Annotated in this window: 10 protein-coding genes and 1 pseudogene; 2 read left to right on the top strand and 9 right to left on the bottom strand. The window is 54.0% G+C overall.

The window, feature by feature from the left end; all coding sequences use genetic code 11:
* Window positions 1-32: 32 nt before the first annotated feature.
* The 3 genes from cysH to cysJ all read right to left on the bottom strand — a co-directional run bounded on the left by cysH (window position 33) and on the right by cysJ (window position 4,441).
* Window positions 33-767, bottom strand: a complete 735-nt coding sequence (gene cysH / locus C0557_RS03760) for a phosphoadenosine phosphosulfate reductase (RefSeq protein WP_007373300.1) — start codon at window positions 765-767, stop codon at window positions 33-35.
* Window positions 768-923: 156 nt separating this feature from the next.
* Complete coding sequence (gene cysI, locus C0557_RS03755; protein ID WP_208657526.1) at window positions 924-2,636, bottom strand: assimilatory sulfite reductase (NADPH) hemoprotein subunit; 1,713 nt, start codon at window positions 2,634-2,636, stop codon at window positions 924-926.
* Entirely contained in the window at window positions 2,636-4,441 is a 1,806-nt protein-coding gene (cysJ, locus tag C0557_RS03750) for an NADPH-dependent assimilatory sulfite reductase flavoprotein subunit (protein ID WP_208657525.1), read from the bottom strand. The genes cysI and cysJ overlap by 1 nt, the downstream gene beginning before the upstream one ends.
* 359 nt (window positions 4,442-4,800) lie before the next feature.
* Between cysJ and queD the strand changes: the two genes are divergently transcribed.
* Complete coding sequence (gene queD, locus C0557_RS03745) at window positions 4,801-5,163, top strand: 6-carboxytetrahydropterin synthase QueD (RefSeq protein ID WP_208657524.1); 363 nt, start codon at window positions 4,801-4,803, stop codon at window positions 5,161-5,163.
* A 43-nt stretch (window positions 5,164-5,206) separates the two neighbouring features.
* Here queD and C0557_RS27615 read toward each other — a convergent pair.
* Both C0557_RS27615 and queE read right to left on the bottom strand, forming a co-directional pair.
* Window positions 5,207-5,395 (bottom strand): annotated as a pseudogene (locus C0557_RS27615) (oxidoreductase); the annotation flags it as partial.
* Between the two features lie 135 nt (window positions 5,396-5,530).
* Entirely contained in the window at window positions 5,531-6,202 is a 672-nt protein-coding gene (gene queE / locus C0557_RS03740; protein WP_074776900.1) for a 7-carboxy-7-deazaguanine synthase QueE, read from the bottom strand.
* A 382-nt stretch (window positions 6,203-6,584) separates the two neighbouring features.
* On the opposite strand from queE, the gene C0557_RS03735 reads away from it, so the two are divergent.
* Complete coding sequence (locus C0557_RS03735; protein WP_208657523.1) at window positions 6,585-7,694, top strand: SDR family oxidoreductase; 1,110 nt, start codon at window positions 6,585-6,587, stop codon at window positions 7,692-7,694.
* Window positions 7,695-7,750: 56 nt separating this feature from the next.
* On the opposite strand, the gene eno is transcribed toward C0557_RS03735, so the two are convergent.
* From eno to relA, 4 genes are all read right to left on the bottom strand, one after another.
* The gene (gene eno, locus C0557_RS03730) at window positions 7,751-9,049 is read right to left on the bottom strand and encodes a phosphopyruvate hydratase (RefSeq protein ID WP_007373292.1); all 1,299 of its coding nucleotides are present in this window, start codon (window positions 9,047-9,049) and stop codon (window positions 7,751-7,753) included.
* A gap of 82 nt (window positions 9,050-9,131) precedes the next feature.
* A complete protein-coding gene (pyrG, locus tag C0557_RS03725; protein WP_074776897.1) occupies window positions 9,132-10,769 on the bottom strand; it encodes a glutamine hydrolyzing CTP synthase in 1,638 nt (545 codons plus the stop codon).
* A gap of 352 nt (window positions 10,770-11,121) precedes the next feature.
* The gene (gene mazG / locus C0557_RS03720) at window positions 11,122-11,913 is read right to left on the bottom strand and encodes a nucleoside triphosphate pyrophosphohydrolase (RefSeq protein WP_208657522.1); all 792 of its coding nucleotides are present in this window, start codon (window positions 11,911-11,913) and stop codon (window positions 11,122-11,124) included.
* A 63-nt stretch (window positions 11,914-11,976) separates the two neighbouring features.
* A complete protein-coding gene (gene relA, locus C0557_RS03715; RefSeq protein ID WP_208657521.1) occupies window positions 11,977-14,214 on the bottom strand; it encodes a GTP diphosphokinase in 2,238 nt (745 codons plus the stop codon).
* Window positions 14,215-14,217 lie beyond the last annotated feature (3 nt).

Genomic DNA, 14,217 nt, shown 5'->3' with positions numbered 1-14,217 from the left:
CTCATTGTGTTTCAAAATTTGATACTGCTCTGTCAGCCTTCGTGCAGCCCGCATTCGCGTTTCAGACCGAAGAAGCGCGTCTCTTCTTCCGCCATGCCGGGCTCCCATTTGCGGGTGGTGTGCGTATCGCCTACGGACAGATAACCCTGATCCCACAGCGGATGGTAATTCAGCCCGTGCTTTTGCAGGTACTGGTATACCGTGCGGTTGTCCCAGTCGATAATCGGCAGCACTTTAAATACGCCGCGCTGGATAGCCAGCACCGGCAGATTGGCGCGGCTGCCGGATTGTTCGCGGCGCAGTCCGGCAAACCAGGTTTGCGCGTTCAGCTCGGCAAGCGCGCGATTCATAGGTTCAACTTTGTTGATTTCATTGTATTTTTCAATGCCTTCAACGCCCTGTTCCCACAACTTACCGTAACGCGCTTCCTGCCACGCCGGGCTTTGCTCGGCCCGGAATACTTTCAGGTTCAGCTTAAGCTTGTCTGTCAGTTCGTCGATAAACTGGTAGGTTTCCGGAAACAGGTAGCCGGTGTCAGTCAGGATCACCGGAATGTTCGGCTGAACCTGGTTGACCAGATGCAGGCTTACCGCCGCCTGGATACCGAAGCTGGAGGAGAGCACATACTCGCCCGGCAGGTTTTCCAGCGCCCAGCCGACGCGCTCTTCGGCGTTCAGCTTTTCGAGTTGCGCATTGGTTTCAGCAAGCTGAAGCACACGTTCAACTTTCGGCAGTTCATTCAGCGCATTCAGATCGAGTCTGGACATAAGTTCCTCACCGTGTTCATTGCCTGATGGCGCTGCGCTTATCAGGCCTACAGATTACCGGGTTCACTGCCTGATGGCATTTCGCTTATCATGCCAACAAATTACGCAAACCGTAGGCCGGATAAGGCGTTTACGCCGCCATCCGGCATGACTGCATTATTCCCAGAAATCGCGCGCCGGATCGAGTACCGGACGGACGATCCCGGCACGAATGGTGAAATCGCCGAAGCCTTCCCCCTCTTCGCGCTCGCTTGCCCAACGTGCGACCAGCTCATCAAGCGTCGCCAGAATTTCCGTTTCGGTGATATTTTCCCGGAACATACGCGGAATACGCGTACCGATGCGGTTGCCGCCGAGATGCAGGTTGTAGCGACCCGGCGCTTTACCGACCAGCCCCACTTCCGCCAGCATCGCGCGGCCACAGCCGTTCGGGCAACCCGTGACGCGCAGCACGATATGATCGTCGCCAACGCCATGTTTCTCCATCACCGCTTCCACTTTATCCACAAATGAAGGCAGGAAACGTTCGGCTTCGGCCATAGCCAGCGGGCAGGTCGGGAACGACACGCAGGCCATAGAGTTTTCGCGCTGCGGTTTCACCGCATCCATTAAGCCATGGCTGCGCGCCAGTTTTTCGATTTTCGCTTTCTGGCTTTCCGGCACGCCGGCCACAATCAGATTCTGGTTCGCCGTTAAACGGAAGTCGCCTTTATGGATCTTAGCAATTTCCAGCAGACCGGTTTTCAGCGGACGGCCCGGATAATCCAGAATACGGCCATTTTCAATAAACAGCGTCAGGTGCCATTTATTATCGATACCTTTCACCCAGCCAATGCGATCGCCGCGACCGGTGAATTCGTACGGGCGAATCGGTTCGAATGTGATCCCCGCGCGGCGTTCCACTTCCGCTTTGAAGGTATCGACGCCAACACGTTCCAGCGTGTATTTGGTTTTGGCGTTTTTACGGTCGGTACGGTTACCCCAGTCGCGCTGGGTCGTCACCACCGCTTCCGCCACCGCCAGCGTATGCTCCAGCGGCAGATAACCAAACTCGCTGGCGGTGCGGGCGTAGGTTTTCTTATTGCCGTGTTCAATGGAAAGCCCACCGCCCACCAGCAGGTTAAAACCGACCAGCTTGCCGTTTTCCGCTACCGCCACAAAGTTCATGTCGTTGGCGTGCAGATCCACGTCGTTCTGCGGTGGAATGACCACCGTGGTTTTGAACTTACGCGGCAGGTAAGTTTTACCCAAGATAGGCTCTTCGTCCGTGGTCGCCACTTTCTCGGCGTCGTGCCAGATCTCCGCATAAGCGCGAGTACGCGGCAGCAGATGCTCGGAGAGCTTTTTCGCCCACTCGTAGGCTTCAGCATGCAGTTCCGACTCAACCGGGTTCGACGTACACAATACATTACGGTTAACGTCGTTGGCGGTCGCCAGCGCGTCCAGCCCGACTTCGTGCAGCATCTGGTGTGCCGGTTTGACGTTCTTTTTCAGAATGCCGTGGAACTGGAACGTCTGGCGGTTAGTCAGGCGAATACTGCCGTAGAGGGTCTTATCATCGGCAAATTTATCGATCGACAGCCACTGCTTCGGCGTAATGATGCCGCCCGGCAGACGGCAGCGCAGCATCATCGCGTGGCGCGGCTCCAGTTTCTGCTCGGCGCGTTCGGCGCGAATATCGCGATCGTCCTGCTGATACATACCGTGAAAACGGATCAGCAGGAAGTTGTCGCCGTTGAAACCGCCGGTCAGGCCGTCGTGCAGATCTTCTGCAATCGTGCCGCGCAGATAGTTGCTTTCGAGCTTCAGACGCTCGGCGTCGGCCAGTTTACCTTCGACCACCAGTGGGCCGGGATGTTTTTCACTCATTAGTAGACATCTCGCTGATAACGGCGCTCAACGCGCAGCTCACTTAAAAATTCATCCGCCGCTTCGGTATCCATACCACCGAATTCGGCAATCACGTCCAGTAAAGCCTGCTCGACATCTTTCGCCATGCGATTGGCATCGCCGCAGACATAAATGTGCGCACCGTCATTGATCCAGCGCCACAGTTCTGCGCCCTGTTCGCGCAGTTTGTCTTGTACGTAGACTTTTTCTTTTTGATCGCGGGACCAGGCCAAATCAATGCGATTCAGCACGCCCTCTTTAACGTAACGCTGCCACTCCACCTGATAGAGGAAATCTTCGGTGAAGTGCGGGTTGCCAAAGAACAGCCAGTTTTTACCCGGCGCTTCATCGGCCGCGCGTTGTTGAATAAAGGCGCGGAACGGCGCAATGCCAGTGCCCGGGCCAATCATAATTACCGGCGTTTCCGGGTTGGCTGGCAGGCGGAAGTTATCGTTGTGCTCAATGAACACCCGCACTTCGCCCTCTTCTTCCACGCGATCCGCGAGGAAGCTGGAAGCCCCGCCCGCACGCGCACGCCCTTCCACTTCGTAACGCACTACGCCGACGGTGACATGCACTTCGTTTTCCACTTCCGCCTGCGAAGAAGCAATGGAGTAGAGGCGCGGCGTCAGCGGACGCAGCAGACCAATCAGCGCTTGCGCATCAAGCTGTGCCGGGGAGAAACGCACCATATCGACAATCGGCGTTGTCGCGGCATAGTGCTGCAATTGGGCTTTATCACCCACCAGCGGCAACAGCGTTTCGCTGCGCGTCAGCGTGGCGTAATTTTCCACGATGTTGGCGGTGTTGACCGTCAGCTCGATGTGCCACTGCAACGCTTCAGCGAGCGGCACGGTTTTACCGTCAACCGTGACCAGCTCATCGCCTTTCAACCACAGCAGTTCCACCAGTTCTTTCACCAGGGCCGGATCGTTCTGATACCAGACGCCCAGCGCGTCGCCCGGCTGGTAGCGCAGCCCTGAATCCCCGAGATCGATTTCGATATGGCGAACATCTTTTTCGGAATGACGGCCGGTGATTTTCTGGTTCACCGACAAGCTCGCCGTCAACGGCGCTTCTTTAGTATAAGGGCTGGAGAAAACCTCGTTCACCGCGCCCGTCGCGCTCGCCACCGCCTGCGCCGGAGAGTCTTTCGGTACGCGGGCTTTTAATACCTCGACGATGCGCGCGCGCCATTCGGCAGCCGCAGCCTGATACTCGACATCGGCGTCAACGCGATCCAGCAGGCGCTCCGCGCCCAGCTCAGCGAGTTTGCTGTCAAAGTCTTTACCCGCCTGGCAGAAGAATTCATACGACGTATCGCCAAGGCCGAACACCGCAAAGGCAGTGCCATCCAGTTTTGGCGCTTTTTTCGAGAACAGGAATTTATGCAGCGCAACGGCTTCTTCCGGCGCATCTCCCTCACCCTGGGTGGAAGCCACCATCACCAGCAATTTTTCATTAGCGATCTGTTTGAATTTGTAGTCACCGGCGTTAACCAGGTTGACGTTCAGTTTCGCTGCCAGCAGATCGTCGCGCAGCGCTTCCGCCACACGGCGAGCGTTGCCGGTTTGCGACGCGGAAATCAGCGTAATGGCCGGGATCTCTGCCGCTGATACCGGTGCGGTAGCTGCAGCCGCGGGTTGTTGGTTCAGTACGCCCCAGAAATAACCAGAAACCCAGGCTAACTGGGTGGGCGTCAAATCAGTGGTTGCGGCCTGAAGGCGCGCCAGTTGCTCCGGGTTTAGCGGCAGCAACGCGGAAGGTGGAGCCTGAGTTGTCATGCGTTGTTATGTTCCAGTAGCGAAAATTCCCCTTCGTTTTGCAGACAGACTTTTTCGCGGTCAACAACGCAAAAACGATAAGGGGGTATAATTTTAAAAACCGAAGTGAAACTAAGGTTAACGGCGGGATAATAACAATTAAAGAAAGGTTGGAAATAATAAATAACCAAAAGAACTAACCTGTTTTAGCTATAGTTAATAACACTAAAACTGGTTAATTAACTCATTGAATTACAATAATAAAATAAATACAGATTGGTGGTATTTCACCAGTAAACACTTTTAGCGATTTTAGTTAATGCTAAAAAAGGTCATTTCCGCTACTATGCGGCGGTTTTTTGTCAGTCTGAGAGTGCATTATGTCGACCACGTTGTTTAAAGATTTCACCTTTGAAGCCGCTCACCATTTACCGCATGTCCCGCAAGGGCATAAGTGCGGTCGTCTGCATGGCCACTCCTTTATGGTGCGCCTGGAGATCACCGGCGAGGTGGAGCCTTATACCGGCTGGATCATGGACTTCGCCGAACTGAAAGCGGCGTTTAAGCCGTTGTATGACAGGCTGGATCACTACTATCTGAATGAGATCCCAGGGCTGGAAAACCCCACCAGCGAAGTGCTGGCGAAATGGATCTGGGATCAGATGAAGCCGGTTGTGCCGCTGCTGAGCGCAGTCATGGTGAAAGAAACCTGCACCGCAGGTTGCGTCTATCGCGGTGAATAAGCGAGTCGGTCATTTCCTTTCGGAGATGACTGACCGTTAGCTGTTAGCGAACCAGGAAACCTCCATCCACGACCAGCACATGGCCGTTGACATAATCCGCTGCGCAACTGGCAAGAAATTCCCATTAATCCCTGCTTAATCTCCCAGCGGTTCGCCGGAACAGGATAGCGAGCGTTTTGCCTTTACTGCGGGCGCTCTGCGTCATATTCGTTGAATAATAGCCCGACGCCATTAACCCGAATTCTTTTTCATTAAAAACGCAGAGAATGATTAATAACGGCGCGGGCTGTGAAACGTATAAGCATCACAGTAAAAATTTCATCAGATATTGCGCGGGAAAAACAACCCGCCAGGGCGGGCTGATTTATCAGGCAATGTTCAGGTATTTATGTGTCTGCATCGAGAGCCGCCAGTTGCGGGCGATACAGGTTTCAATACACAGGCGGGTTGCATCTTCTTTCTGGCTGATAGGCTGCAAGGCAATCACTCGCGGCTTGTCATCGGTTAACTGCGCCAGCAGCTCATCCAGCGCTTCGATATCGCGCATGCGCCCGACCGGATGCTTGATTTCATCCGCACGCTCCAGCGCCTGCAACAGCACATCGTAGCCGCCGCGCATATTCACCTTCGGCGATACTGTCACCCAGGTGGAATGGGAAGCGCGCACTTCATGCGTGCCGCTGGTTTCGATCTGGCAGCTAAAACCGTTCAGCTCCAGCAGGCTGGTGAGCGGAGTCAAATCGTGGATGCAGGGTTCGCCGCCGGTGATCACCACATGGCGCGCCGTCCAGCCCTGGCGCGCAATAATCGCCAGCAGATCTTCACTACTGGCCGCGCCCCACTTATCGCTCTCTTTGGTTTTCGCAAGGATGCTAAATAGCGACACTTCCCGATCCGCAAGCTTATCCCAGGTGTGTTTGGTGTCGCACCAGGCGCAACCAACCGGGCATCCCTGTAGACGAATAAAAATGGCAGGAACGCCGGTGAAATAACCCTCGCCTTGCAGGGTCTGGAACATCTCGTTAATCGGGTACTGCATAGTCAACTCTGATCAGAAATAAACGCTAATTATTGCAGATCCTGGCTTAACCTTCATAGCCTTTCGCGGTATTGCGCTTTTCTCCACCTGCGACCGCTAAAAATGATGTAACTAGCTATGTTTTTTCTTACACTTCGACGCAAATTGTCGTCTCTATTTCACGCTGTCAATAAAAATATAAACTCTTTTAAATCAAATAGTTATTTTTTTAACATTTCGTGCTGGAATTAATTGCTCGCTGCCGTTGTCGAACGCAAATCCCCTTTCGTACTTTCCTTAAAGCAAGCTTAAGAATCCCCCATTTCCCACTCTGCTTTATTGATATGGCGTTTAGCTTTCCGTGCCTACAATCCGCCCGAGCAACGCTGGAGAGATAGCATTCATGAATACATTATTAATAACGGGCGTGACGGGATTTCTGGGTGGAGCGGTATTGGAAAAAATCCTCCACGGCAGTGAAGCCATAAATTTACTGCTGTTGGTAAGGGCAGAGGACAAAGAGGCCGGACTTGAGCGCGTTAAAAACAACATGCGCAAGTTTGGTCTTACGGATGCAGAACTTAACACACTTGATACTTCGCAAATCCTGCCAGGGGATTTGGGCGAACCGGAAGGTTTCATTAACGATCCTGCGCTGGAAAGCGTCACTCACGTGCTGAACTGCGCGGCTGTTGCCTCTTTTGGCAATAACCCGCTGGTCTGGAAAGTGAATGTCGAAGGGACGCTAGCCTTTGCCCGCAAAATGTCGCAGGTGGCGGGCTTGCAGCGTTTTCTTCACGTCGGCACCGCGATGTCCTGCACGCCGGAACCGGATTCACTGGTGCCGGAAAGCGCAGAGTTTCACGAGAATGCCGAGCATCTGGTGGCCTATACGCGCTCCAAATCGACCATTGAGCAACTGATGCGCCAGGAGTGCCCGCAGATGCCGCTGGTGATTGCCCGCCCTTCTATCGTCGTCGGGCACACGCATCACGGATGTCTGCCATCAACCAGTATTTTCTGGGTCTTCAGTATGGGGCTAATGTTGCAGAAATTTATGTGCTCGCTGGAAGATCGCGTTGATGTTATCCCGGTCGATTACTGCGCCGATGCGTTGCTGATGCTGCTTAAAGGCCAGGTAGCTCAGGGCGAAGTGGTGCACATCTCTGCCGGTGAAGAGAACAGCGTGCGTTTTGCTGATATCGATAAAGCGATGGCGCAAGCGCTGGAAAAAGCACCGGTGGGTGATAAATATGCGCAGGTCAGTTACGAGACGCTGGTGAAGATGCGCCGCGAGCTGAAGGGCATTTTCGGCCCCTGTAATGAGCGGTTGATGTTGAAAGCGATGCGTTTATACGGCGCGTTCGCCATGCTCAACGTGCGTTTTAGCAACGATAAGCTGCTGAGTATGGGCATGCCGAAGCCGCCTCGCTTTACGGACTATATTGCCCGTTGTGTACAGACGACGCGCGGGCTGACAATCCCGCAGCAGATGGAAGTGGATTTCAAATAGCCAAAAAAAATGCCAGTCAGATGACTGGCATTTTTCATTTCATCAAGGCTTAGCGATTACGCCTGACCTTTGATCTCTTTACGACCGTTGAACGGAGCTTGTTCACCCAGCGCTTCTTCGATACGAATCAGCTGGTTGTATTTAGCAACGCGGTCAGAACGGCTCATAGAACCAGTTTTGATCTGGCCAGCAGCGGTACCAACAGCCAGGTCAGCGATGGTAGCGTCTTCAGTTTCGCCAGAACGGTGAGAGATGACAGCGGTGTAGCCAGCGTCTTTCGCCATTTTGATCGCAGCCAGAGTTTCGGTCAGAGAACCGATCTGGTTGAATTTGATCAGGATGGAGTTAACGATGCCTTTTTCGATACCTTCTTTCAGGATTTTGGTGTTGGTTACGAACAGATCGTCACCAACCAGCTGGATTTTGTCGCCCAGTACTTTGGTCTGGTATGCGAAGCCAGCCCAGTCAGATTCGTCCAGACCATCTTCGATGGAAACGATCGGATACTGTTTGGTCAGATCTTCCAGGAAGTGAGTGAACTCTTCAGAGGTGAACGCTTTGTTGCCTTCGCCAGCCAGAACGTATTTACCGTCTTTGTAGAATTCAGACGCTGCGCAGTCCATCGCCAGAGTGATGTCTTTGCCCAGTTCGTAGCCCGCAGCTTTTACCGCTTCAGCGATAACAGCCAGTGCTTCGGCGTTAGAACCCAGGTTCGGCGCGTAGCCGCCTTCGTCACCAACAGCAGTGTTCATGCCTTTGGATTTCAGAACTTTTGCCAGGTTATGGAACACTTCTGAACCCATACGTACAGCTTCTTTCAGGCTTTTCGCGCCAACCGGCTGAATCATGAATTCCTGAATGTCGACGTTGTTATCAGCGTGCTCACCACCGTTGATGATGTTCATCATCGGAACCGGCATGGAGTATTTGCCCGGGGTGCCGTTCAGTTCAGCAATGTGAGCGTACAGCGGCAGGCCTTTAGAGGCAGCAGCAGCTTTAGCAACAGCCAGAGACACGGCCAGGATTGCGTTTGCACCGAAGTTAGATTTGTTTTCGGTACCGTCCAGATCGATCATGATCTTATCGATGCCAGCCTGGTCTTTTGCATCTTTACCCAGGATCGCCTGAGCGATCGGGCCGTTAACCGCGCCAACCGCTTTCAGTACGCCTTTACCCATGAAACGGGATTTGTCGCCATCGCGCAGTTCCAGCGCTTCGCGGGAACCAGTAGAAGCACCTGACGGCGCAGCCGCCAGACCTACGAAACCACCTTCCAGGTGTACTTCGGCTTCAACAGTCGGGTTACCACGGGAGTCGATGATTTCACGACCGATGACTTTAACGATTTTGGACATTAGGTTTTCCTCAGTACAAGTTAAACTAAAACTCCAGACAAACAACGCGTACCAAAGGTACGCGTTGTCGTTGTAACTTTTTTTACTTCGCCTGACGCTTTTGATGCTCGCTGGCGGCTTTCACAAAGCCTGCAAACAGCGGATGTCCATCACGCGGCGTAGAAGTAAACTCCGGATGGAACTGACAGGCGACGAACCACGGATGATTCGGCACCTCAATGATCTCGACCAACTGATCATCCCCGGAACGGCCCGCAACACGCAGACCCGCAGCTTCAATTTGTTTCAACAGCATATTGTTGACTTCGTAACGGTGGCGATGGCGTTCAACGATAGTCGGTGCGCCGTAAAGCTGACGAACCAGGCTGTCATCGCCAAGCTGGCACTGCTGTGCGCCGAGGCGCATCGTACCGCCGAGATCGCTCTTCTCAGAACGCTGCTCAACGTTGCCTTCTTCATCACGCCACTCGGTAATCAACGCCACAACCGGGTATTTACAGTCTGGCACAAATTCCGTGGAGTTGGCGTTCTCCATCCCGACCACGTTACGTGCGAATTCAATCAACGCAACCTGCATACCCAGGCAAATTCCCAGGTAAGGAATATTGTTTTCACGCGCATAGCGTGCGGTGGCGATCTTGCCTTCCACACCGCGGTAACCGAAGCCGCCAGGGATGAGGATTGCATCCAGATCTTTCAGAATTTCCACACCGCGCGTTTCAACATCCTGCGAATCAATCAGCTTGATGTTGACGGTAACGCGGTTTTTCAGACCACCGTGTTTCAGCGCTTCGATCACCGATTTGTAGGCATCCGGCAGTTCAATGTACTTGCCGACCATACCGATGGTGACTTCACCTGACGGATTCGCTTCTTCGTAAATAACCTGTTCCCATTCGGCCAGGTTTGCTTCCGGACAGTTCAAGCTGAATCGTTTACAAATATAATCGTCCAGCCCCTGGGATTTCAACAGGCCCGGGATTTTATAAATAGAATCGACGTCTTTCAGAGAAATCACTGCTTTTTCTGGAACGTTACAGAACAAAGCAATTTTCGCGCGTTCGTTAGCAGGAACGGCACGATCGGAACGACAAATCAGGATATCCGGCTGAATACCAATGGAAAGCAGCTCTTTCACAGAGTGCTGAGTCGGCTTGGTTTTCACTTCACCCGAAGCGGCCATGTACGGCACCAGGGTCAGGTGCATGTAGAGCGTGCGCTCACGGCCCACTTCTACCGCCATCTGGCGAATAGCTTCAAGGAACGGCAGGGATTCGATATCACCCACGGTACCGCCGATTTCAACCAGCGCGACATCGTGGCCTTCGCCGCCTGCAATGATGCGCTCTTTGATAGCGTTAGTGATGTGCGGAATAACCTGTACGGTCGCGCCCAGATAGTCGCCACGACGTTCTTTACGCAGAACCTCGGAGTAAATGCGACCGGTGGTGAAGTTGTTGCGACGCGTCATTTTGGTGCGAATGAAGCGCTCGTAGTGACCCAAATCAAGATCGGTTTCAGCGCCATCTTCGGTAACGAACACTTCGCCATGCTGGATTGGGCTCATAGTCCCCGGATCGACGTTAATATACGGATCCAGTTTCATCATAGTGACGTTAAGGCCACGAGCTTCAAGAATGGCTGCCAGGGAGGCTGCGGCAATGCCTTTACCCAGAGAGGATACGACCCCGCCGGTCACAAAAATATAGTTCGTTGTCATGCTGAACCTGAGAAGTTAGGTTTAAAAGACGATGGAATAACCAGGACGGGAAAGCAGTATACCCGATCATGGCTGAGGCCACAAACTTTCATTATCCCTCTCCTTCGTTCTTCAGGCCGCATCTGCCCTGGCTTCATTCGCCTGGCCCGGACGCACAGCATGACGATGCGCCCAGGGATTTTCTCAGTTGCCGCCTTGCCGCGCCCCGAATAACTCGAAGAGGCGCTTCTCAAAGCGTTCTGGCAGATATAAGGAGTGTGAAAATAGCCGCTTTCAGGTAAATGTTTTTGACGTAAATCAAGCGCTTGTTATTTAAAAAATCACACAAATGGCGCTTACTGGAACAATTCCGTTAAAGATCATGTTCCTGGCGTTTTACCTGTTGCCAGACATTTTCCATTGTTTCCAGATCCACACCGGTCATTTCCAGCCCGCGCTCGCGGACAATTCGCTCCACCTCGCGGAAACGACGCTCAAATTTCAGGTTCGCTTTTTGCAGCGCGACTTCCGCTTTTACTCCCAGATGGCGCGACAGATTTACCGCAGCAAACAGTAAATCACCGACCTCTTCTTCCAGTCTTGCCTCATCCACAACGGCCTGTTTTGCTTCGTCCATCACTTCGTCGATCTCTTCATATACCTTATCGAGCACCGGGCCAAGTGACGTCCAGTCAAAACCAACGCCGGAGCAGCGTTTCTGGATTTTATGCGCACGCATCAGCGCAGGCAGGCTGTGGGGAATGTCGTCCAGCGCCGAGTGCTGCGCTTTCTCAGCACGTTCTTCGGTTTTGATTTGCTCCCAGCGCGCCAGCACTTCCGTGCTGTTTCCGGCATGGGCGTCGCCAAAAATATGCGGGTGACGGCGTTCCAGTTTGTCGCTAATCGCCGCGCAGACATCGTTAAAATCAAAGCGTCCCTCTTCCTGCGCCATCCGGGCGTAGAACACCACCTGGAACAGCAGATCGCCCAGTTCACCGCGCAGATCGTCAAAATCTTCCCGGTTGATGGCGTCCAGCACTTCGTACGTCTCTTCCAGCGTATAGGGCGCAATGGTGGCGTAGGTTTGTTCTTTGTCCCACGGACAGCCGGTTTCCGGGTCGCGCAGGCGTTGCATAATCCCGAGCAGACGATCGATTTGAGTCATGAGTCTTCCTGGTAAAAAATGGGATCCTCTCCGCTGACGGGAGAGGATCGGATGAAGTGAAAATCAGCCACCGTGCAGACGACGGGCGTCGATAACGTCCGGCACCTGGTTGAGTTTGCCAAGCACGCGGCCCAGCACCTGCAGGTTGTAGATTTCGATATTCATATCGATGGTGGCAAGCTGTTCTTTGGTGTCGCTGCGGCTGGCAACGCCCAGCACGTTCACCTTCTCATTGGCGAGAATAGTGGTGATATCGCGCAGCAGGCCGCTACGGTCGTTCGCCGTCACGCGCACCACCAGCGAATACCCGGCCGAGTAGCTCTCGCCCCAGACGGCATCCACAATACGCTCTGGCGCAACGGTGCGCAGCTCTTCCAGCTGATCGCAGTCGGCGCGGTGGATCGAGATCCCGCGTCCCTGGGTGATAAATCCGACGATTTCATCGCCCGGGATCGGCTGGCAGCAGCGCGCAATGTGATGCATCAGATTGCCAACGCCTTCCACCACCACACGGCCATTGTCTTTGCTGCGGCTTTGCGGCGCGTACGTTTTCTGCTGCAACTGTTTCAGCGCGGCGGCGTCCTGCTCTTCGGCGCTCGGTTTATTGAACTGCGATTGCAGGAAGTTCACCATCTGATTAAGACGGATATCGCCGCCGCCAATCGCCGCCAACAACTCTTCCAGCTCGTTAAAGTTGTAACGCGGCAGCAGATGTTTTTCCGCCTCTTTCAGGCTGATCCCCAGATGCGCCAGCTCATCGTCAAGGATCTGCCGTCCGGCAAGAATGTTTTTGTCGCGATCCTGCTTACGGAACCAGGCGTGGATCTTCGAACGCCCACGGCTGGTCGTCACATAGCCGAGGTTTGGATTCAGCCAGTCGCGGCTTGGGTTCGGCTGCTTCTGGGTGATAATTTCGACCTGGTCACCCATCTGCAATTGGTAGGTAAAAGGAACGATGCGCCCGCCGATCTTCGCGCCAATGCAACGATGCCCGACGTCGCTGTGAATGTGGTAGGCAAAGTCCAGCGGCGTGGAGCCCGCAGGCAGATCGACCACATCGCCCTTCGGCGTAAACACATACACCCGATCGTCAAAGACCTGGCTGCGAACTTCATCCAGCATTTCGCCGGAATCGGCCATCTCTTCCTGCCAGGCGATCAGTTTACGCAGCCATGCAATCCTGTCTTCATGCGCGGAACGCGGGCTGCCGGCAACTGCCGTTCCCTCTTTGTACTTCCAGTGCGCGGCAACGCCCAGCTCGGCATCTTCATGCATCTGGCGGGTACGAATCTGGATTTCAACGGTTTTCCCGCCCGGCCCCAGTACTACCGTATGAATAGACTGATAACCGTTCGGTTTCGGGTTGGCGACGTAGTCGTCGAACTCATCCGGCAGGTGGCGGTAATGGGTATGCACAATCCCCAGCGCGGCATAACAATCCTGCAAGCGTTCGGCGACAATACGCACAGCGCGCACATCAAACAGCTCGTCAAAGGCGAGGTGTTTTTTCTGCATCTTCCGCCAGATACTGTAGATGTGCTTTGGTCGGCCGTAGACCTCAGCTTTGACGCCTTCGGTTTTCATTTCGGCGCGCAGATGGCCGACAAACTCGTCGATATAGTGTTCGCGATCGATACGGCGTTCATGCAGCAGCTTGGCAATGCGCTTGTATTCCGCCGGATGCAGGTAGCGGAAGCAGTAATCCTCCAGCTCCCATTTCAGTTGCCCGATGCCCAGCCGGTTCGCCAGCGGCGCATAGATGTTGGTACACTCTTTCGCCGCCAGTACGCGTTCATCTTCCGGCGCATCTTTCACTTCACGCAGATGCGCGATACGTTCGGCCAGCTTGATGACCACGCAGCGGAAATCATCGACCATCGCCAGCAGCATGCGGCGAACGTTATCGACCTGTTCAGAAGAGACGGAATCCGTATGCGTGGCTTTCAACTGGCGGATGGCGGCCATGTCGCGAACGCCGTGAATCAGGTTGACCACCGAGGCGCCGACGCTTTCACTCAGCACCTCTTCGCTCACCACTTCGGCATCAGCCAGCGGAAACAGCAGCGCCGCACGCAGCGTGTCGGTATCCATACTCAGCATGGAGAGAATTTCTACCATCTCAATGCCGCGCCACAACACGACGCCGGCATCCGGATGCCCCTGCGTTTGTCGCAGACAATATTCCCAGGTTTCGGTTAAGCGTTCACACGACGGCTGACTGGTGATCCCCAGACTGGCAATCCACTTGGCTGGATCGAATTCACCCGCTTTGTTCAAATGTGCACTGCGTACCGCAACCATTGT

Source organism: Kosakonia sp. MUSA4 (assembly GCF_013085925.1).
GTDB lineage: Bacteria > Pseudomonadota > Gammaproteobacteria > Enterobacterales > Enterobacteriaceae > Kosakonia > Kosakonia sacchari_B.
The sequence above is the reverse complement of the archived record's forward strand: the minus strand, read 5'-3'. Positions and strand labels throughout refer to the sequence as shown.

Bases quoted from the DNA above. Each gene is read 5' to 3' on its own strand.
- cysH (WP_007373300.1), bottom strand. From the start codon at position 767: ATGTCCAGACTCGATCTGAATGCGCTGAATGAACTGCCGAAAGTTGAA.
- cysI (WP_208657526.1), bottom strand. From the start codon at position 2,636: ATGAGTGAAAAACATCCCGGCCCACTGGTGGTCGAAGGTAAACTGGCC.
- cysJ (WP_208657525.1), bottom strand. From the start codon at position 4,441: ATGACAACTCAGGCTCCACCTTCCGCGTTGCTGCCGCTAAACCCGGAG.
- queD (WP_208657524.1), top strand. From the start codon at position 4,801: ATGTCGACCACGTTGTTTAAAGATTTCACCTTTGAAGCCGCTCACCAT.
- queE (WP_074776900.1), bottom strand. From the start codon at position 6,202: ATGCAGTACCCGATTAACGAGATGTTCCAGACCCTGCAAGGCGAGGGT.
- C0557_RS03735 (WP_208657523.1), top strand. From the start codon at position 6,585: ATGAATACATTATTAATAACGGGCGTGACGGGATTTCTGGGTGGAGCG.
- eno (WP_007373292.1), bottom strand. From the start codon at position 9,049: ATGTCCAAAATCGTTAAAGTCATCGGTCGTGAAATCATCGACTCCCGT.
- pyrG (WP_074776897.1), bottom strand. From the start codon at position 10,769: ATGACAACGAACTATATTTTTGTGACCGGCGGGGTCGTATCCTCTCTG.
- mazG (WP_208657522.1), bottom strand. From the start codon at position 11,913: ATGACTCAAATCGATCGTCTGCTCGGGATTATGCAACGCCTGCGCGAC.
- relA (WP_208657521.1), bottom strand. From the start codon at position 14,214: ATGGTTGCGGTACGCAGTGCACATTTGAACAAAGCGGGTGAATTCGAT.